Genomic DNA, 20,223 nt, shown 5'->3' with positions numbered 1-20,223 from the left:
CACCTAAATTGCGCGCACGGCAAATTACCAGGACAAGAGGCGTTCAACCAGACGGAAATTGTCGCCGTCAGCGAGGTTGGGTTGTCCATCCCGGTCGCTGTCTTCATCCGTGAAGCAGGAGGTATCCCCCACCACAATCACCTTGCCGGCCTTGAAGGGACCACCCACCAGGAGCGATTGCGAGGCCGTTTGAGAGGACGATTGCAGCCGGAACGCGTCTTTGGAGGTTTCGGCCAACGATTGGAGCGGCCATAGCCCAAACACCGAACTGGCACCGTATACACGCCAGGAGCGAACTTCGGCCACGCTGGGATGCGAGCTCAGGAAGCGCTGCACGGTGATCCAGTTGGGATTCTTGGGATTGACGAAGTCGCGGACCAGATCAGGGGCCAGATGAGCGCCCAGTCCGTGCAGCAGGGTATTGGCGGCTGACGTGCGGAAACCTGCACTTCCTCCCCATTCCCCCAGCACAATCAGCTTGCCGCCTTGCGACACAAAGTCGGTCAGACGTTCGATCTCCTGGCGGGTCAGGTCGCGTGCCACGCCCGCCAGGACCCAGACCGTGGCCGGTTCCGCAGGGGCCTCCTTGATGGTCCAGCCACTCGCCGCCAGTTGCCGGCTCAACCCCCGAAACCGATCATTCCAAGCCAGACGCTGCGTCTCATTGGCTGCCAAACTCGTGTCCAGCGTGAGGGTCGCCGGGGCGGGAGACAGGCTGAAGTCCGCCACCGCCGGGACGGTTGCGCTGACGGCGATGGTCTGGTTGGCGAGCTGAAAGCGGGGCTTGCTCGCGGTGAGCCGCACCTGCCCTGGCGCGACGCCGGGCAGTTCGTATTCGCCCGTGGGGTCGGAGACGGCGCTGTTGAGTCCGTCACTGACCACCGCGCCTGCCACCCCTTGCCCATCAGCCACGACTCGCCCCCGCAGGCGTCCCGCCGCTTTCAGTTCGAACCGCTGCGTCAAAGTGTCCGTGCTGTTGGCTTTCAAGGTGAAAGGGTTCGAGATGACGGTTTGCAGCCCCGGCGTGGTGATCCAAAGCCTGTAATCGCTGCCCGGCAGGATGGGCGAGAGCGTCAATTGTCCGTTCGCTTTCGTGCCACCGGCCGCCAGGGAAGGCCCGAGCAGGCGGACCCAGGCCCCTTCCACGGGCTTGCCGGCAGCACGGACATCGATCAGCAACCCGCCCCCGTGTACCTCGAAGCCCAGGTCCGCGTAGACCGGGGCGACCGGTTGGGACGGGCGAAGCGGCTCTAGCGCGGCCACGCTGGGCGCCGGGGACGTCGGCGTGGGCCAGACGATCGGAGAGGGCCGGGTGTCCGGAAACGTACACGATTGGACCGTTGCCAGTGCCCACAGGCCGCCCAGCAGGAGTCGGGCCGTGGGGGTCAGCGGCACGGGCCGCGCGGCAGAGGTCTTGGGGCGAACGGACACGCAGAACCTGTTCATCGTGGGAGCGATGCTCCGCCGAAGCAACCAACGGCGGACGCTTCCAGCGCTCGCATTATACCCAGGCGAGCGCACCTTATTGGTCCGTTCGTTCCGTGACGGCGGCCTCGGCGTTCAAGGCACCGAAGCCAGTGTTGGCTTCCCAGCGTTGCGCCTGTCCCTCATTGGCGGTGGCGGCCAAGCGGGTTCTGACTTGGGGGGCCGATAGCTCGGGGAAGCGGGCCATCACGAGCGCCGCCGCGGCCGATACCAGTGGGGCGGCCATGGAGGTGCCGGCGAGGGTGCCGGTGCCATTGCCGGCGCGCGCACTGCTCGAACCGAAGGCCGGGTAGGTCGGCATCGTGGAGAGCAAGGGGCTGCCCTCTCGGCCACCGGTCTGCCCTCCCCCGGGAGCCACGATGACCAGCCCCTCTCCTCGGCAGGAATAATCGGCCACCTTGCCGGAGTCGGTGATGGAGCCGACCGCCACCACGCCTGGGTAGGCGGCTGGAAAATTGACCCGGCCGCCATCGTTGCCGGCCGCAATCACCGGGAGCGCCCCCTTGAGAATGGCATAGTTCAGCGCCTCCAGAAGGATGGGACTGGGTTCGGGACCGCCGATCGACAGATTCAGCACGCGTGCTCCCTGGTCGACCGCATCACGGATGCCTTTGGCGATGGTGGCGTCATCCGTCTCGCCACTCAGGGGCGTCACCTTGACGGGCAGGATCTTGCTCTCAGGCGCTCCGCCCGAAATCGACCCGTCGGGACGGGTCACAGCAGCGATCAGACCACTGACGTGGGTGCCGTGACCATGGCTGTCCATCCCGTCGAAGTTTTTGCCGTCGATCACGTCTTTCCGCCCCATGGCGGTGACCTCGTCAATCAGTGGGAGCAGGTTGGCCTTGAGATCAGGATGGTTCGGATCCACCCCCGAGTCGATCACGGCCACGGTCACCCCTTTGCCCCGAGAGGCCGCCCAGGCCTGGGGGAAACGAGCTCGACTCAGGTGCCACTGGGAGAGTGGGGGGCTTGCCTGCAAGCGAAAGGCCAGTCCGGGCGAGGCCGGGGGGGGGAGCAGCGAACGCCGTTGGTTGGGTTCCACACCGCGCACGAGCGACGACTGGCGAACCTGTTGGAAGGTTCCTGGGGGCGCCAGCCAGAGTTCGGCGTGGGGGGTCAGGGGGACCGACTGGGCCGGCGGTAGAGCCGTGCGTAGCGCCTGACGCTGCTGGGAGGTCGCGGTGGGCTGCCAGAAGACGACCGCTTCACGGACTGCTCCAGCCTCTGAATTCGACGCCGCGCCCACGGGGGAGCTCTGACAACCCAGCATCGGGGCGGTCAGGCCAACCATCAGGACGCAGGTGCGGAGTGCTTGGCTCCTGCCGGGATGATATCGCAAGGCGTGTGTCCTTTCCTCGAACCTGCCGGGGCGTAAGCCTCCCGCCACAGCATACCCATCTCCCAGACAGCAAGCACTTGTGAGGACTTGTGGCCTCGGTCAGGTTCCCCCATGCTCCCGGAGAAGGTGACTTTGCCACAAGGTGCGCTCGCCCTGGCCTGACCCTGAAAAGAGGAAGAGGGCCGTTCCGGGAGGAACGACCCTCGTTCGGTTTATCGGACTCCGACTAGACCGCGGAGGTTTCAGCCGGCACCACGGTGCCGTCTGAGGCGGCTTCGATGGTCACCGCTTCCGTCTTGCCCGCGGCGTCGGTCACGACGGCCGTCGGCGCACCTTCCTCGGGCAGGGTGACTTCGGCCGTCTCCTTGCCGTCTTCGGCCTTGGCGACTTCCTTCTTCTCGCTGCCGCTGAGCGTCAGGTTGATGGTCTTGAGGGTTTCTTCGCCCTTCTTGACCACCAGAGTGCCGGTGCCGCTCACGGCGCCGTCTGCCGAGATGGTCTTCTCCCAATCGGTGACCCGGGTCTTGCCGTTCGGCAGGGCCATTTCGGCGTGGAAGACGACCTTGTAGCTGCCATCTTCCTGCAGGGTCTTGCTGCGGTTCATGGTGTAGCTGCCGCCTTGCGGGCCCGTGTGCGAGAAGGTGGCGACCACGCTGGTCAGCACCTTGTCCTCGATGCGACGGGTCCGCTCCATGGTCCGCTTACCGGCCATGCTCTTGCCATTCGCGGTGCGATTGGTGTCGATGGTGACACTGGTGGTTTCCGTACCATCTCCATTGTCCACCCATTTAGCCGCCTTGACCGCTTCCTTCATCTTGCCACGGGCGTCGGCCATTTTCTCCAGGCGTGGCTTGGCTGACGCCTTGCGGGCTTCGAGACGTTGGTCCATCTTGGCCTTGACGTCGGCCTTCAACTTGGCCTTGAAAGCGGCCTTACGCAGGTCCGCCACGCGCTGCTGATGGCGCGCCAGGGCGGCGCCGGCCATCGCAGCCTTGACCAGTTCTGGCTTGTCCTTGGCGGCAGCGGCTTTGTCCTTGACGTCGTCGAGCATACCGGTGATGCCGACCTGGCCTTCCTTGGGCTTCTCAGCGCCCACCACGAGAACGCGGTACTTGGCGGCCTCACCCTCGTCAGCCAGCAACACCAGGTCTTCCGCTTCGCGTTCGGCGCTCAGCGCGGAGGCCAGCTCGGTGCCGGCGTCCGCCACGGCCTTCGGCGCGGCTGCGGGCGCGTTGGTGCCCGGCTTGGTCTCGGCGGCAGCGCCTGTGGTCGCTGTCCCGGAGGTGGCCGGCGCGGTGGTGTTCGCGGCCGGCGTGGACGGCTTGGCCGTCGAGGGCGACGAACTGGCGCTTCCCGTCTTGGCGTCGGTGGACGGCGTGGCGGGGGTCTGGCAACCAGCCAGCGTGGAGAGCGTGAGCGATGCCGCGAGCATCGCACCCATCAGTGGAAGTTGTTTGAACACGGGATTCCTCCTGGGGTTCTTGGTGGACCACCTCGTCGGCGGTGCCGGGTCGCAACGAGGTTCATGGTGACAGGCCACGATGACACGGGTGCTGACATGAATGCCGCTCGTTTTCAAAGTGGATCTTACAGGACCCCCTCCAATTGAGGGAGAGGATTCTGTTCTGCGACTGAAAAACGCCCTGCAATTCGGAGGCAGAGGGCCTCAGCGACGCGGAGCGGCTTCCGAAACCACCCGGTAGGTGAACGACACGATGTTCATGTTCGGCGCCTCCACCCCGGCCGGCAGGTTTTGCGGGAAACGGACGCCCCCCACGGTGTCATAGAGGGTCTGGTTGATCGGGCGCGTCAGGATTGGAAACGAGAAATTCTGGACCTGGCCCCAGCGATCAATCACGAAATCGCGAGACCAGCGCGCATTGCCGCGCAGGGCCACGGCCAGATTGGCTTCCCATTGGGGAGGGTCCTCGAAGTCTGAGGGTTTGCCGGGTTCCCGGATCAGGGTGAAAGGCAAGGTCAGTTGCAGCGTTTTGTTGTCTTTGATCGTCCACTCTCGTCCCTGCTGCAACTGGCGATCGCGCTCGTTGATGGTGCCGTCGGCGTTCGGTCGTCCCTGCCAGAGGACGAACTGGCCTGCTTCCTCATAGAGGGCGAAGTAGGTGGACCACACCGAATTGGGCACGGCCACGGGTTCGCGGTCCAAGATGGAACGCTCGTCGCGGACGAAGGGAAGGTACGCTCGCGGGTCTGGATAGGGAAACTGGAGCGGAGCCGGGCCGTTCACCAGGGGAGCGTCTTCGGGATTGCCGTTCGTGTCGATGACCAGGTAGTAAGCCCAGTTCGGGGAGGGCACCAGGCGATCGCCCTCCACGCTGAATTCCGCGATCAGCATCTTGGGTGGGGCCAGACCGGTCGCGTTGTAAGCGCAACCAGGGGCTGCCAGCAGGGCGGCCCCCAAACACGCGATGAGCGCCGGTAGACCGCCTGGCCCTGGAAAACGGCGGAAGTGGCTGTCACCGGGAACTCGCTGGAGGCAGGATGGAAGGGACACGGCGGGACCTCGTAGGGGTCAGAATCCTGGCAGGCTCGGCATCGCACCGAATGCGGCTCCGCCAGCACCTGAACGGCGATCGAAGGTGTTACTGGTGAAGTTGAGCGGTTGAGACGGGAAGGCCAGCATCGTGAGGGACACGGAATAAAAACTGGCCAGACGGTCGTACTGAGCCGTCAGGACGAAGTCGTGGAGGTCTTTGGTGATGCCGATCTGGGAAAACTTGTATTGCTTTTCCGTCAGGTCGTAATAACCGCCCAGCACGAATTGCACGTGGTTGGTCCAGTGATTGCCGAAGGTCATATACAGGCGATTGACCAGACTCTGCCAGAGCCCCTTGTCGAAATCGTAGGCCAGCTGGCTGTCGATCTGCCAACCGGGCTCGATCTTGTCGGCCCCGTAAGCCCCGCCAAATATTTCCGGGGTGGAGCGCAAGGTCAACGTCCCTTGCATGGGCAACCACTTGCCGGCGATACCGTAGGTCGGCAGCTTCGGTAACCAGGGCATGTCGAGCGTCTTGTGCTCGAATTTCAGCCCTCCTTCTTCATTCTCCTGAATGTCGTACTGGCCGTTCAGGGAAAGGCCCAGGGGCAGACCGAAGGGAGCCGTGCGCCAGGTCAACTCGGAGCTCAGGTTGTCGTAGAGCTTGTTGATGTAGTCATAGCCACCCCGGAACGCGAAGCGGAACCAGGGGTCGCGGGCAGCGTCCAGGGAGCCGGTCAGACGGGTTTGTTTCGACAGGGAGAGCCGGTCCAGGTTGAAGGGGGAGTTGTTGACGTACTTGTCGAGTCCCTTGGCAAACTGCTCCGCGACATCCGGCGTGATGTTGTTGGTGTAGTTCAGATTGGAACTGACCCCTTCGCCAAACTGGGTGGTCAGGCGCAAACGCTGGTCAATCGAGTATTGCGCGTCGCGCGTGCTGTAGAAGAACTGACGATAACCGGTCCCACCGAAATCGAGTTTGCTGTTGAGCCCGATGTCGTGTGACTTACTCCCGAGGCTGATTTCAGGATTGAAGCGGTTGATGTAGTCGCCGGGAAAGTTTTTGTCCAGTGGCTGGCCGACCCGCCCGGCCGGCAGCTTGAAGGAGGCGTACTCGAAGTAACGGCCGTACCCCACCCGCATCGTGACAGGTTGCCACTCGCTCAGGAACGGATCAGCCGTCAGCGTGAGTTCCGGCAACTTGTCGAATTTTCCGTAGCGTCGAATCTGCTCCTCGGCCTGGCTCGTCGCCTGCGTGGGGGTCAGGGAGGGCGCCGTGACCGGAGTGACGGTTGGTGCCTCCTGAGTCAGGTCCAGGAATTTTTGGGCCTGCACCTGCAGGGTGCCGATGCCCTTCAACTTATGGGTGAGGTCAAGTTGGGGTTCTGCCTGCTGGTCCCACGGGCTTGGCGTGGCCACAGGCGTGTTGGGCGCCGGAGAGGCGGTGGGGGGGGGAGACTCCCGGAACTGCACCCGGTAAGGCACATTCAGGGTGGCATTGGTCCCCTCTCCCAGGCGGGAGGAGGCGTTCAAGGCATTGGTGATGTTGGTGTTGGCCACCCCGGGTTCGTCCTTCACTTCGAAGGTGGGAATCGCGCCTGCCGGCAAAGCCTCTCCCCCTTCCGGGGTGACGGCTTTCACGCTACGGTTGACCTGCTGATTGCGGTCGAACTGTGAACTGAGCCTGAAGTCGGTGTTGAGCACGGAGAAACTCATGTTGCCCCGGGCCCGGTCCGAGTGGCTCTGCGAGAGCTTGTCCGTGTTGCTCTGATTGCCTCGCTGGCGGGTGCCGTCATAGCCCACGTCGTAATTCAGACCGAGGCCTTCGAGGCGGTCTTTCAGGCTGACGCGCGAACTCTGGCGGTTGACCCGGAAGTTGTGGGACATCGGGTCATAGATGTTGTGGTCTTCGAAGCGCCCGTCGAGTTCCACGTCGCCAAACAAGCGTTGCTTGTGCTCGATGCCCCACTGGCGGTCCTGGAAGGGTTGACCGTTGAGGCCAAACAGCGCATAGCCCTGCCTGATGGCGCGTTCCGCTTCGGCTTCGCCGAGGGTCTGGGTCGGCGGTAGAAAATTGCTGCGATCGGGGGTCAGCAGCCCATAGAAGAAGGCGTAGGTGGCGCCGTCGTAGCCCCAGGTCGCGGTATGCTCCACGCCGAGCCCGACGGGCTTTTTCTCGAACAGGTTGGCGGTGAGCCGTCCGGAGTTCAACCAGTACCCCTGGTTCAAGCTGGGAAGCGTGTAGGCGTAGGCCGAGCGGAGGTAGAACCCCTCCACCTCACTTCGGCCGATGTTCAGGTCGTTCTGCTCCCGCTTCAGGGGTATCACCCAGACCGGGAGCCAGAAGGTGTATCGACCGTTCAGGTAGACGCGGTTGTCCCAGGACACGATCTTCTCGCCGGCCTCGTACTGGATCAGCCTGGCCTCGACGTGATAATGCGGCACCTGCTCATCGGCCAACTCGGCACAGGTGCTGAAGACTGCGTGACTGGCCTCCCAGCGCGACTGCCCGGAGCCGTGCAGGTCTTTCGCTCGGATGTGGACGGTCTGTCCGGCAAATTCCGCCGGAGCCGCCACGTTCGCCGACTTGACGTCGGCTTCTTGGGTCTCGTAGTTGTACCGCAGCCCGGTCCCCGTGATCACCTGCCGCCGCGTGGCGTCCTTGGGGTCCGGTTGCACGAGGGTGAAGCGGGCATCCGTGAACACCACCTTGGCCTTGGCATCCACCGACAGTTCTTCACTGTCGATCAAGGTGGCCCCGTACTCGACGTGAACATTGCCGCGAAAACGGGTCAATCCCTTTTGGCGGTCGAACGAGAGGGTGTCACCGCGCACCTTGACCCGAGGCCCCTCAGGGGTCGGGGAAGACTCCGGTACTCCAGGCGCCGGCGTGCCGGGCACGATCGGTCGAACCGGCTCCGGGCTGCGCTGGGCATCCGGGCCGATGGCAGACTGAGCCGCCACCTGCTGCGGTGCGAAACCCAGCCACGCCAGTACGGTCGCGGTGAGCGCCCACCCTGTCCGATTCAGCGGTCGATCCGCCACAGCAGAAAGGCTCCCACGACCCCAAACAGGTAGTTCTGAATCCACGCGCCCGTGATGGGGTCCAACACGCCGTTGTTCCCCATAGAGCGCGCCACAGACATCACCACGTAGTAGATGAACACCAAGATGATGGAGAAGACCACCCCGATGTAGCCCCCCATCCGCGAAAACTGCGCGCCCAGGGGGGCCGCCAACATGGCAGAGAAAAAGGTGGCCAGGGGCAAGGAGAACTTCATATGATAGTCGACTTCCATGGCCTTGGTGTCCGTCCCCCCCCCGCGCAAGGTGTCGATTTCTGAAGCGAGTTCACTGCTGCTCTTCTCCTGCGGGCTTCGTTCCCCTGCGGCAAAGAAGGCGTCAGGATTGAGGGCCACGACGACGGATAACTCCGTGAAGGCCTCCTCGCGATCGACGGCTCCCCACTCGTCATAGTGGGAGATCACCCCGTTCTTGAGCAGCCAGGTATCGCCTACCCACTGGGCTTCGTTGGCAATCGTGACGGTCTGCCCACCCGTCCGCTTATCGAAAATGAAGACGTCATACATGTAATTGGTCCGCCGATCGACCTGGCGGACATAGAAATAGCGGTTCTCCTTGGCCCCCTTGAAGAAGATGTTCTCCTTCAAAACCGGCTTTCCCTGATGCAGGACCATCTCGCGAACCAGGTCGACGGTCTGACGGTTGGCCCAGGGCACGACAGCATCGTTCAGCCAGAAGGCCGCGTAACTCACCACCAACGAGACGCCCAGAATGGGCATCAGGATGCGGCGAAAGCTGATGCCGACCGAGCGCATGGCGGTGACTTCACTGTCTTTCGACAGCCGGCCGATCGCCAGCAAGGTCGAGAAGAGGTAGGCGACCGGGAAGGTCACCACGACGATGGCGGGCAGGTTGTATCCCAGCAACTTGGCCACCACTTCGACCGAAACCCCACTGTGGACGATGAGTTCGGCGTACAGGTAGAGCGTGTTCGCCAGCATGATCACGACAAAACCGATCACGCCCAGCAAAAAAGGGCGGATCAGTTCGGCAATGATGTAGCGGTCAAGCAGCAGCATGGGGGACCAAGGGCCCATTCTAAACACAATAGGTCCCGTCCGCCATGCGCAAGGAGCCGGAAATCACGGCGGTGTGCTGCCCATTTTCGAGCCGAAGCAGCAGTTCTCCGGCGGGCCCGAGACCCTCGCTTCGGCCGCGGAGGCCCTCCACCTCCACTTCGTGACCGAGGTGGGCGCACGCGGCCAACCAGTCACTTCGCACCCGTTCGGTGCCGAACATTTCCCAGGTGAGCAGCCGGTCATCCAGCGCGCTGAGAACCGCTACTGCCAGCTGTTTGGCTGAGGGGGGATCCGGGTGCAAGGCCTCCAGTCCGATACCACCGGGCACGTCGGGCGTGTGGAGGTTCACGCCGATGCCCACAATCGCCCGGCCCCGCACCACCTCGACCAGGACCCCTCCCAGCTTTCCCCGACGCGCCACCAGGTCGTTGACCCACTTCAGGCGAACCTCTTGGGTCCAGTGACGCAGGGCCTCGCAGACCGCCAACCCTGCAGCCAGAGGAAGTAACGTGGGGGGGGCCGGCAAATCGACCAGCACCGAAAGATACATGCCGACGTGGCGGGCAGAGCCCCAACTTCGTCCGCGCTGCCCATATCCCGCCGTCTGCTCATCGGCGAGGACAGCGGTGCCGGTCTCGATCTCGCCCAAGGCCAAACGTTTCAAGTGGGCGCTGGTTGAATCCACCGACTCCAGATGAATCAGGCGCTGTCGGCGCGAATCAGGCTCCGGCGGCACCCTACCAGCTCACGGCCGCAAGACGGGCCGTGGCCTCTTGTAAACGTTCCGGTGGAACGATCAGCGACATCCGGACGTACCCCTCACCGCAGGCCCCGAACGCGGTGCCCGGGGTGACCACCACACCGGCCTCATCAATCAGGCGAGAGGCAAAGGTGGCCGAGGTGTAGCCAGTCGGAACGGGCACCCAGACGTACATGGTGGCCCGTGGACGTTTCACGTCGAAGCCGATCCCCCGCAGGCCGTCCACCAGAATGTCGCGGCGGCTTCGATACATATCGACGATGGACTGCACCTCGCCCGCCGGCAGGCGCAATGCGGCCATGGCTGCGTGTTGGACCACCGGGAACAGGCCATAGTCCATGTTGCTCTTCACCTTGAGCAGGGCCTGAATCATGCGGGCATTGCCCACCACGAATCCCACGCGCCAGCCCGCCATCGAAAAGGTTTTGGAAAAGGTGTGGAACTCGACCCCATAGTCCCGTGCGCCCGGAATCTCCAGCAGCGAAGTGGGGCGAAACCCGTCAAAGGCCAGCTCAGCGTAGGCCATGTCGTGTACGAGCAGGGTTTCCGTGTCGCGTGCGAAGGTGACGGCCCGTTCGAACAAGCCTCGCTCAGCGGTCGCAGCCGTGGGGTTGTTCGGGTAATTGAAGAACATCAATCGGGCGCGCCGTGCCGCATCCATAGGAATCGCATCGAAGTCGACCTGCCAGTCCGTCTCTGCCGAGAGAGGCAACGTTTCGATATGGCCGCCGGCCAGAATGGTGCCGCGCGTGTGCACGGGATAAGAGGGGCTCGGGACCAGCGAGACGTCTCCCGGGTTGATGTACGCCAGCGCCAAGTGCGCCAACCCTTCTTTGGACCCGATGAGCGGTAAAACCTCGCGCTCAGGGTCCAAAGCAACCCCGTAGCGAGCCTGGTACCAGGCCGCGATGGCGGTTCGCAATTCCTGGCGCCCGTCGAAGGTCGGGTATCGGTGATTCGCAGGGTCCTGGAGGGCCAAGCCGGCGGCTTCGAGCACCGCGGGTGGGGTGGGGCGGTCGGGGTTGCCCATTCCGAGGTCGATCACATCGACCCCACGTTCCCGCGCTTGGGCTTTCAAAGCATCGAGCTGCGCGAAAATGTAGGGAGGAAGTGCTTGCAACCGCGCCGACTCGACGTAACGATCGTGGTCGCGCGACACGGTGGAGATGGGCTGTGGCATGGGTGCTCCTGGCTCGTCTTTGCGGCAGGCCCCCATTGGCCGCCGAGACATTTTGCGATCTTAGCCCAGCGGGATCGGCCTGTCAAACGCCAAAGATGACAATTCAAGCCGTGTTGCAGGCATCCGTGGGGCAAGCCAGGGCCGTCCGACCCAGGGCTCCGGGGGCCTGATGCGTGTGGTAGGATTCCCGTCATGACAGCCGCTCGTAGCTTGAGCGCCGGGTTGGCGTGGGCCTTGTTGGGCGTGGGAGTGACGCCAGGCGCTTACGCGGCGGTGGAAGAGACGCCTCGCTGGGTCGTCAACCGACGACCAGGAGGGGCCTTGCCTCCGCTGCCGCTGTCCCCTCCTGCGGGGTGGCGGCTGGGGCTGGTCACCACCGCGCCGCAAGGCTGGGGCCTCACGCTGGGCTACTTGCTGCCCGCCGAGCCGATGGCCCTTAAACTCGGCGCCAGTTGGGGCATCTGGGCTCCAAGCGGTTTCAATTGGAATCCTGCGGACCACTACCGCTTCAGTGCGGGTGCGCTGTACTACCTGGTGCCCGGGGGGCAGAGTGGTCCCTATGTCGAGCTGGGAGTGACAGGCGGGCGTTATCCCGCCCCGCGTGCGGACCTCCCCTGGCCTTTCGTGCCCCACGCCGCTCTTGGTGCCACCGGGCACTGGGGCGAGGCGCTGACGTGGGACCTGGCGTGCTTTGGCCTGCCCAATGGCTTGCTGGGGATCGAAGCGGGCGTGTTTCTGTAGGAGGCAGGTCTGAAATCGGGCCCGGTGAACGCCCCTGCACCCAACACGCTTGCCACGGATTCGAAAAAGTTTCGAAATAACTTGTGAACTTGTGTTTAAAGCACAGACATCGCGGGTACGCTATGACTTACGGCACAACAACGCGAGCAGAGGTGAAACGATGACACAAACGCTCGATCGCGCTTTGCATCCCGAGGCGATTCGCGCAGGGTTGCTTCAGCCTGGAGAGGTGTTCGAGACACTGATGCGATGCCGCAGTGTCCGATTTCGGGCCGAGGAATTGGCTCGCTTCCTTGCCAGGCCCCTCGATCAGGTGCTTCACGTCCTGAGCTACATGACCAGTTTGGGCTTGCTGGACGCCCGGCGTGACAATGGGGTGTGGACCTACCAACTTGCGCGTCTTGCTGAGCCTGCCTAGCTCGCCGCGCGTCGTTGAGATTGCGGGGGCATAATTTCCCCCGACCAAGGTTCGACGCCGTGGTCCCGGCGAACGTTGTAGTAGAAGCGCAGGACACCTTGCGCGGAGGTCGTGCCCCAGAACAGGGGAGCATCCGCCAGAACCGGTGCGGAACTATGTACCCCGTGAACGCGGGCGTCTGCCAGCGTCACCAGAGCTAGCTTGCCTGCGGTGACGCCTTTGGGCGAGCCCCAAGACAGCAGCAAGGTGCCCTTGTCGGGGGATACGGCACCTCGACGGGGAACCAGACCCTCAGGAAACGTGCCGTTCAGGGGCGCAGGGGGGCGGACGGGTTGGTAAGCATCGACCCCGTTCCACCAGTAGGTGGAGAGGGTCCAGCGGTCAGGCGAATTCTTGTCCAGTCCGGCCAGCCAAGTGAATCCCGCTTCCGTGTGCAGAGGCAGCAACCACTGATGGAATGGCACTGCCACTGGAAGACTGCGACCCGTGAGGGGATCCACCACCTCCCACGTGGGAGCACCCTTCGTATTCACGACTGGTTCGACCAGCAGCGCCTGAGGCCCGACCCAGCCCACCACCGTTCCCGCTCCCAGTGACTTGAACCGACGGCCCAGGTCGTGCGCCACCGTGCGGGTTTCCAGGTCGACCAGGCAACGCTCCGGGGGGCTGACACCAGGAGGCCTGTCGGATTCTACCCACAAGAAGCGCCCCATCGGCGACATTTGAGCCCTGGCGATGCGATGGTCGACCAGGCTACAGTCGGCGGCCATGTCGAAACCGCTGAAACTGAGCGGTTTCTTGTAATCCAAGCGTTCCGGCACACTCTGGAACAGGTCCCCGGCAAAACGTGAAAGCAGGCGCTGATCGTGGCTCATCTGGATCACGGTGCCACGGCTGTGGGGCAGGTGATGGAGGGTGAGGGTCAGTCCAGGCTGAGGTCGCGATGGGGAAAGTTGCATCAGCCATGCCGGGAGCGCCAACGCCAGCACGGCGCCGAATGCCAAGGCCAGCGGTAGCAACCATAGCAGGTGCCAGCGCCAAGAGCGCTGAGCCGCGACGGCCGGCCGTCCGGTGGGTACGGCCGGCGCCAGGTCGCTGGCTGGGACCTCTGCCAGCGGGCTGCTCGGAGGCAAGGTCTCCTCGGGCGGCTCGACTTCGGCTGCGGCTTCCCCACTGGCCAGCATCATCGGGAGAAGGTGCAACGGAATCGCCACGTCCAGTGAGGGCGGCGCTGTATAGGGGCTGACTCCCAGGGCCTGCAACAGCCGCCGGCCTTCGTCACTCAGTGTCAAGACCCTGGGGGTACCCAAGACACGCTCGAGATAACCCGCTGTCACCAACCATCCCAGGGCGTCGAGCGCTGCCGTTGGCCCCACGGTCCTGCCCAGCAGGCGGCTCACCAGGGTCGAGGAGAGTTGCGGGCGCGCGGACAGGAGCAGGCCCGCGGCCAGTATGAAACGGGATGCCGGGACGGGGCGTAGCCCTCGCCAAAAGCGGAGCGCCCGCTGAAGGTCTTGACCGAGGCCCAAAAATTTCCCCAGCCAAGCCGGCAGGCGGCGTCGACGGGACGGCCGGAGCCGCGCCCCCAATGCCTGAACCAAGGCCAGCCCCGTGCAACTGGCCAGCCAACCTTGGAAGGCCACCCCGAGTGGCCAGGGGCCTAACTGCCAAAGCGCCCCGATGACAAGGGCGCAAAGCAGCAGCCACAGGCCTGCCCGGCGCCCCCGCAGGCGCAGGTGCCGCAACTCCTCTTCACGTAACTGTTCGGCCCGTTTGACCAGGTGGCGAGCCAGAACCCGCCGGTCGACCGGCCGAATCGCCAGCAGCGGATGACGCGTTTGGATCACGGCTCGCCCTCGGGTGGAGCGGGCCACACCACCCATTCAGGTGAGACGCGCCGCAATGCGGGAGCAAACCGGTCAGCCAACGCTTCCCAGATCGGGGCCACCCGGCGGGTGGGCGGAGTCAGAAACCTCTTTTCCCAGGCGTCGCGGGCCGGAAATCGGGGTTGGCGGTCGAGCGCGAAGGCGTAAAAGTTCTCGATGGCTTCCTCCGCGAAGCGAATCTCTGCACGACGCGCCTGGGTGCGCTTCAGGCGATCGACGAAGGACGCCAGCAAATCCGGGGAAGCCTCGAGCAGGCGCGCAGGCCTGACGTGGGCTTGCCAAAGACGCAGGAAGATCAGGTGTGATTCCACCTGGCGCGACGTCAAACCTTGTTGAGCCAGTTCCTGGAGGAACTGTCCCAGCAGGGTGCGCGGCGGGAGTTGATTGGACATGGATTCGGACAGAGAAACTCGCCTCCTGACCTGGACAGTATATCGTTTTCACGTGCCTGAATGTGTTTGACACGCTTGCGGGCTGCCCCTACGATCGGGCTCCTGCAGGAGGAGTGGCATGGCTTCGCTCGAATGGTCTGATTTCATCACCGAGGTCCAGCAGCTTGGCGCCGAGGGGCTGACGGAGGATCGTCTCTTCGATATGGTCTGTCGGCTCCGCGTCGACGCGACCCTGCTGGATCCGCACATCCAGTTCTCCACTGAAAATTACGCGCGCCATGTCATCTATCGGGACGAGGCCGTCGAGGTCATCTGTCTGTGCTGGATGCCAGGACAGGGCACGCCGGTTCACAACCACGGCCGCTCGTTTGGGGTCGTGTGCGTCCATGAGGGGATCCTGGCGTGTACAGGCTTCCGGCGACTCGACTCCGCCGGGGAGCCTGGCCGGGCGGAACTCGAGGCCACCACGCTTGTGTATGCGACCTCCGGGACGCGGCTGTTGGACCGAGTCGGCAGTACCCATCGCCTGTCCAATCCGGCGCACCTGAATGAGCCCGCCGTCTCGTTGCATTTTTATGCGGGTCCGCTCGATTGGATGGAAGTTTTCGACTTGCGTTCGGGAACGGTCGAAGTGCGCCCCATGTTCGGTGAACCGGTCGGCCCTGGCGAACCAGACCCGGGTCTGACCGCTTCGTGACAAGCCGCTGGTTGCCGATCTGGCAGGATTTGTGGGAGACGGCGGCCGCTCACGGGGCACGCCAGGGTCGCACCCCTGCGGCCTGCCTCTGGGGAGAGGCAGGTTGCCGAGCGCTGCTTTGGCATCGGGTGGCCCATTGGCTCTGGCAAAATGATCTCCGCGGTCTCGCGCGTGGCCTGGCCCATCGCGCGCGGATGCGAACCGGCGTCGAGATTCACCCCGCCGCACGAGTGGGGCGTCGCTGCCTGTTGCTGGGATCCGGCATCGTGGTGGGAGAGTTGGCCATGCTCGGGGACGATTGCGTGCTGCACGCGGGGGTCGTGCTCACCTCGGGGGGCTTGACGCCCCTGGAGCTTGCCCGTTCGGATGCAGCGCTACTGCCTGGTCGCGGTCACCCTTCGATCGGGAACCGCGTGCGACTCGAAGCAGGCGTCCTGGTGGCCGGTGACGTGTTTGTCGGGAACGACGCGGTGTTGCAAGTTGGTGCCGTGGTGACGCGGGATGTGCCGGACGCGGCCGTGGCCCTCGGACCACCGTGTCGTTTGATGCCGCAGGCCGACCTTCATGCCGATCCTGAAGTCAGGGCCATCCGCGACATGGCCAACCGTCTGCTCGCCCTGGAAGAGCAGGTTCAGGTTCTGGCGTTTCAACTCAAACGTCAGGGCGGGCCATCTTGGGAACCCAGGAATGCGGCCACCTACGGCCCCATCACCGCCGTGGACAGGTTGGTCGACAGCAGCGGGCTGCCCTGACGGACCTGACTTCAGCGACGGGGCATCGGCTTGCCCGGCAAAGCCTTGGGTAGCCGGATCCGCTGAGAGGCCCGTCGCATGCACCACTGCAAGAGGCGCATGCCGTCGGAGCCCAGTGGCCCTGCTGGCCTGGCCCCGTCGCCGGAGGCAAACAGATGAGGAAACTGCTGCTGCGGGGCGTGGTGACTCACAGGTTTGCCTCTGAGTGGGGGCCCTCACACTGACCGGCGGGCGGCAGTCCGGGCCTCTGGCGACATGGTGACAAAGGTCTATCCCAGCTGGCGTGAGGACGCTTGCGGAGGAAGCGAAACCTTAGCCCAGACTTGGGGCCGCCTTAACCATTCGGGCCCTCCCCGCGTCGCCGCTGACGGCTCTGTGTGACCATCTCCACGTACCGTCCGGAAGCCTGGCTGACCCAGCTGAGGCGCTCTGCCGGGGGCCAGCCAAGGCGATCGCCCAACATCTCGCCCATCAATCCCGCCACCTCCTCGACAGCCCCCAGGCCTTGCGCGGGATCGGTCAGAAAAAGTCGCGTGCGTCGCTGCAAGAAATCCTCCGGCCGCGCGGCACACTCGTGACGTACGGCGTAGGCCACTTCCACGCACCAGTGCGGATGGCTGTCCGGCAAGCCGCTCAGCGGCTTCGCCAGGCTGGGAGTCTCCAGCACAAGGGCGCGCAGGGCGGGCCAGTTGGAACCGTAGCGACGGGCCAGGCAGCGCACCGCCGAAGGGTCAAGGCCGGGCGGAGGATCTGCGGCGGCCTGATCGACCCAGGCGTCCAAGCTGTGCGCCCCGAGGTCACTGCCTGAGATGGCCTGTGATTCGATTCGGCTGGGCATCCATGTCAACGAAGGAGTCGGTCGCTTCGCGAAAACCCGGTCGATGCTCTGGCGCGCCATTGTCCGGAACGAGGTCAATTTGCCCCCGGCGATCGCCAACAGGCCGGATGATGTCTCGATCACCTCGTGTTCACGCGACACCGCCGAGGCAGACAAGCCTTGCCGGGATGGGGCGATCAGGGGACGCCAACCGGCGAAGGAGGCGATCACGTCGTTCGCCGTCAAGTGGCTGCCGAAAGTCGCGTTGGTCGCGGCCAGGATGTACGCCACTTCGGCTGGCGTGGCGTCGCAATCGTCGTCGAGGTAACGTTCGTCCGTCGGCGTGACCGGATCCGTGTCCGTCGTGCCCAGCAAGGTGCAGCCCTCCCAGGGAATGGCGAACAGCAGTCGCTTTTTCCTCTCGGCGGGGTCGACCGACCTCATCAACACGGCGTGGCGGCTGAGCTGTGCGGGGATCAGCAGGTGGACTCCCTTGGTGGGCCGCAACCGGGGTTCGCAGCGCGGGTCATCCAGTTTTAGCGCGGTGTCCAACCAAGGGCCCACGGCCAGCAGCACCTGATGCGCGCGTACGGTCAAGCTTTCCTGGCCACCAGGCCAGGTGTCCCGCACTTCGATTCCATTCACTTGGCCCGATTCGTCCTTGCAGAATCCCGACAGCGCGACGTAGTTGAGGCATACGGCGCCTTCGGCGACGGCTGACTTCAACGTCTCGATCACCAGTCGGGCATCCTCCGTCAGGCCGTCCAGATAACGATACACTTCGGTCAGACGTGGGTTCTTCAGCGCCGGTTCAGCTGTTTGGGCCTCGGTCGCAGACAGTCGACGATGCCAGGGACCTCTCAGATACGTGACGTGAGAGAGGAGATCATAGAGGGTGAGCCCTGCTCGCATGAGCCAACCGCGATCGACCCCGCCGGAGAGAATCGGCAACAGGAAGTCCAGGGGCTTCGCCACGTGGGCGGCATCCAGGAAGAGGCGATTGCGCTGGGCCAGAGATTCGTAGACCAGGCGAATATCGCCCATTTCCAGGTATCTCAGGCCGCCGTGCAGCAATTTGGAAGACTTGGAGCTCGCGCCATTCGCGAAATCCGCCTTCTCGACCAGCGCGACCCGCAGGCCGCGTTGAGCCGCGTCCCAAGCGGCAGCGGCGCCCACGATCCCGCCCCCCACCACCACGAGGTCGAAGGTCTCACGGGAGAGCCTGTTAAGGATTTGAGGACGGTCCAGGGCGGAAAATCGGTTCATCGGTGGGTCAAGGCTCGGCAGACAGCGGATAGCCCTATCATACACCCCGCTCCGGCCACCCTCGCAGACATCAGAGGTCCAACTCCAGCATCTCGGACGCATCCCGAGCTGCGCTCCTCACCTCGGGGTTGGCATCCTCCAGCAGGGGGCGCACATGTTTCAGCGTGCTGGGGTCTCCCAGCAGGCCCAGGCCGCGAATGGCACACATACGGACCCAATCCGAGGGGTCTTTGAGCGCTCGCAGCAGGCATGGCAGGCCACGGCGATCGGCAATCCGACCGAGGGCATAGGCGACCTCTCCACGAATCCAGGGGTTGGCGTCCTCACTGACTTCCATCAGAGGGCCGACGGCCCTGACGTCGCCGATCGCCCCCAGCGCCTCCGCCGTGTCGCGCCGAACCCGCTCCGACTCATCGGCCGCGCCGAGCAGCAAAGGGGCCGACCGCGTCAGGTCACCCAGCGCGCGAAGCGTTCCGGCGAGTTCGGACGACACCGGGCTGGAACCGCGTAAAAGGGTAAACAGGACCGGCCACGCACTCGCCTCGGAGAGACGGGCCAGGGCCTCGGCGGCCCGCAAGCGGACGTCTTCATCCGCGTGGGACAGGTGGGACATCAACACGGGGATGGCCTCTTTTTCACCGAGGTGCCCGAGGGCCCGACACAACCTGGCCAGCCGACTCGGCGGTTGGTCTCGCTGTGCCAGTTCCAGCAGAGGCTGCAAGCTCATCGGGTCAGCCATTTCCATCAAGGCATCAATGCAAGCATCGGTCAGGGCTTGGTCGCCCGCCGGATGGCTGACGCCCGCGAGCAAGGCACGCCTGGATTCCTCGCCAGGCAGAGAGCCCAGCGCCCAGGCCGCATCGATTTGGGCGCGCGGCGAACCCGACTCGAGCAATTCCCGCAAGACGGGCGCCGCTGACTCTCCCAGCCGTAACAGAGCGTGCGCCGCTCGTCGGCCGATGCCACGCGTGTGTCCCAGGTAGCGTGCCAGCAGTTCGACGGCTTCGGTCGGGCGGCGTTCCAGAATCCAGTCGATCAGCGTGGCGAATGCTTCCTCGTCGTGACGATCAGCGGCTTCCCGGAGCGCCACCTCCAGCCTTCCAGCGGGTAATCCTGAGGGATCTCCGGGGAGTTTCATGCCGTCCCTCCCTGGCACGGATGGCCGGATACCCAATGCAACTCGCGCGCGAACGCCCGGGAGAAGGCCAGGGCAAATCGTGACGCCAAGGTCTCACACGTGGGGGGCGGTTGAACCAGAAAATCCGCCACGGAGGCCATCACGTCTGCCGCGAGTCCACAGGGGTGCAGCCGCTGGAAGGCGCTCACATCGTTCGAGACGTTCAGCGCGATGCCGTGATAGGTCACCCAGTGCTTCACCGCGACTCCCACACTGGCCAGTTTCCGCTCGCGATACCAGACGCCGCTAAAACCGTCTCGCCTTCCGGTTTGCAAATTCAGCTCCAGCAGGGTGTCGATCACCGCTTGTTCCAGGTTCCTGAGGAAGCGATGCAGGTCGCGTTCGTGAGGCGCCAGGGCCAGCAGGGGGTAGCAAACCAATTGCCCCGGGGCGTGATAGGTCGCGTCGCCACCACGTTCAACTTCGACCACGTCGACGTCTCCCGCATCCAGCACGTTCTGGCGGGCCTCCTTGCGCCTTCCCAAGGTAATCACGGGGGGATGTTCGAGCATCAAGAGGGTTTCGGGCTGGCTGCCCCGGTAAATCTCCGCAAGCAGGGTTTGCTGCAGCAACCACGCCTCGTGATAGGGCACCGTGCCCAACCAGTACACCGCGGTGGCCGCGGGGCCGTTCGGCGGCGGGGCGTCTGGCGAGGTTGGCATCACACTGATTCACCGTAAGAACAACACGCCGCATGATACCAGGGTTTCCAA

Annotated in this window: 18 protein-coding genes; 4 read left to right on the top strand and 14 right to left on the bottom strand. The window is 64.3% G+C overall.

Annotation, left to right across the window (positions count from 1 at the left end; translation table 11 throughout):
• Positions 1-24: 24 nt before the first annotated feature.
• The 8 genes from VKP62_03545 to VKP62_03510 all read right to left on the bottom strand — a co-directional run bounded on the left by VKP62_03545 (position 25) and on the right by VKP62_03510 (position 11,364).
• Positions 25-1,431, bottom strand: a complete 1,407-nt coding sequence (locus VKP62_03545; GenBank protein ID MEB3196257.1) for a DUF4350 domain-containing protein — start codon at positions 1,429-1,431, stop codon at positions 25-27.
• Positions 1,432-1,522: 91 nt separating this feature from the next.
• Entirely contained in the window at positions 1,523-2,734 is a 1,212-nt protein-coding gene (locus tag VKP62_03540; GenBank protein MEB3196256.1) for a S8 family serine peptidase, read from the bottom strand.
• 319 nt (positions 2,735-3,053) lie between these two features.
• Positions 3,054-4,289 (bottom strand): hypothetical protein, encoded by a 1,236-nt coding sequence (locus tag VKP62_03535; protein ID MEB3196255.1) that lies wholly within the window; start codon positions 4,287-4,289, stop codon positions 3,054-3,056.
• Positions 4,290-4,493: 204 nt separating this feature from the next.
• Entirely contained in the window at positions 4,494-5,339 is an 846-nt protein-coding gene (locus tag VKP62_03530) for a hypothetical protein (GenBank protein ID MEB3196254.1), read from the bottom strand.
• A gap of 18 nt (positions 5,340-5,357) precedes the next feature.
• Positions 5,358-8,366 carry an LptA/OstA family protein gene (locus VKP62_03525; GenBank protein MEB3196253.1) on the bottom strand — a complete coding sequence of 1,003 codons (3,009 nt, stop codon included), beginning with the start codon at positions 8,364-8,366 and terminating at the stop codon, positions 5,358-5,360.
• The gene (locus tag VKP62_03520) at positions 8,348-9,442 is read right to left on the bottom strand and encodes an LptF/LptG family permease (GenBank protein ID MEB3196252.1); all 1,095 of its coding nucleotides are present in this window, start codon (positions 9,440-9,442) and stop codon (positions 8,348-8,350) included. Before VKP62_03520 ends, VKP62_03525 begins: the two co-directional genes overlap by 19 nt.
• A gap of 1 nt (position 9,443) precedes the next feature.
• The gene (locus tag VKP62_03515) at positions 9,444-10,160 is read right to left on the bottom strand and encodes a biotin--[acetyl-CoA-carboxylase] ligase (protein MEB3196251.1); all 717 of its coding nucleotides are present in this window, start codon (positions 10,158-10,160) and stop codon (positions 9,444-9,446) included.
• Between the two features lies 1 nt (position 10,161).
• Positions 10,162-11,364, bottom strand: coding sequence for an LL-diaminopimelate aminotransferase (locus tag VKP62_03510; protein ID MEB3196250.1), 1,203 nt, complete (start codon positions 11,362-11,364; stop codon positions 10,162-10,164).
• 192 nt (positions 11,365-11,556) lie between these two features.
• On the opposite strand from VKP62_03510, the gene VKP62_03505 reads away from it, so the two are divergent.
• Positions 11,557-12,105 (top strand): hypothetical protein, encoded by a 549-nt coding sequence (locus VKP62_03505; protein MEB3196249.1) that lies wholly within the window; start codon positions 11,557-11,559, stop codon positions 12,103-12,105.
• Between the two features lie 160 nt (positions 12,106-12,265).
• Positions 12,266-12,523, top strand: coding sequence for a hypothetical protein (locus VKP62_03500; protein MEB3196248.1), 258 nt, complete (start codon positions 12,266-12,268; stop codon positions 12,521-12,523).
• On the opposite strand, the gene VKP62_03495 is transcribed toward VKP62_03500, so the two are convergent.
• Both VKP62_03495 and VKP62_03490 read right to left on the bottom strand, forming a co-directional pair.
• On the bottom strand, positions 12,520-14,370 hold the full coding sequence (locus VKP62_03495; GenBank protein ID MEB3196247.1) for a hypothetical protein: 1,851 nt from the start codon (positions 14,368-14,370) through the stop codon (positions 12,520-12,522). The genes VKP62_03500 and VKP62_03495 overlap by 4 nt on opposite strands.
• Positions 14,367-14,801 carry a hypothetical protein gene (locus VKP62_03490; protein MEB3196246.1) on the bottom strand — a complete coding sequence of 145 codons (435 nt, stop codon included), beginning with the start codon at positions 14,799-14,801 and terminating at the stop codon, positions 14,367-14,369. The genes VKP62_03495 and VKP62_03490 overlap by 4 nt, the downstream gene beginning before the upstream one ends.
• A gap of 118 nt (positions 14,802-14,919) precedes the next feature.
• On the opposite strand from VKP62_03490, the gene VKP62_03485 reads away from it, so the two are divergent.
• Entirely contained in the window at positions 14,920-15,498 is a 579-nt protein-coding gene (locus VKP62_03485) for a cysteine dioxygenase family protein (protein MEB3196245.1), read from the top strand.
• Positions 15,495-16,250, top strand: coding sequence for a hypothetical protein (locus tag VKP62_03480; GenBank protein MEB3196244.1), 756 nt, complete (start codon positions 15,495-15,497; stop codon positions 16,248-16,250). The genes VKP62_03485 and VKP62_03480 overlap by 4 nt, the downstream gene beginning before the upstream one ends.
• Positions 16,251-16,261: 11 nt before the next feature.
• Here VKP62_03480 and VKP62_03475 read toward each other — a convergent pair whose 3' ends face one another.
• From VKP62_03475 to lipB, 4 genes are all read right to left on the bottom strand, one after another.
• The gene (locus VKP62_03475) at positions 16,262-16,441 is read right to left on the bottom strand and encodes a hypothetical protein (GenBank protein MEB3196243.1); all 180 of its coding nucleotides are present in this window, start codon (positions 16,439-16,441) and stop codon (positions 16,262-16,264) included.
• 143 nt (positions 16,442-16,584) lie between these two features.
• Positions 16,585-18,333 (bottom strand): glycerol-3-phosphate dehydrogenase/oxidase, encoded by a 1,749-nt coding sequence (locus VKP62_03470; protein MEB3196242.1) that lies wholly within the window; start codon positions 18,331-18,333, stop codon positions 16,585-16,587.
• Positions 18,334-18,403: 70 nt separating this feature from the next.
• Positions 18,404-19,471 carry a HEAT repeat domain-containing protein gene (locus VKP62_03465; protein ID MEB3196241.1) on the bottom strand — a complete coding sequence of 356 codons (1,068 nt, stop codon included), beginning with the start codon at positions 19,469-19,471 and terminating at the stop codon, positions 18,404-18,406.
• Positions 19,468-20,172 (bottom strand): lipoyl(octanoyl) transferase LipB, encoded by a 705-nt coding sequence (gene lipB, locus VKP62_03460; GenBank protein ID MEB3196240.1) that lies wholly within the window; start codon positions 20,170-20,172, stop codon positions 19,468-19,470. Before lipB ends, VKP62_03465 begins: the two co-directional genes overlap by 4 nt.
• Positions 20,173-20,223: the final 51 nt, after the last annotated feature.

The organism is Candidatus Sericytochromatia bacterium (genome assembly GCA_035285325.1).
Lineage (GTDB): Bacteria > Cyanobacteriota > Sericytochromatia > S15B-MN24 > JAQBPE01 > JAYKJB01.
Note: the sequence above shows the minus strand (reverse complement) of the source record. Positions and strands in the feature narration are given on the sequence as shown.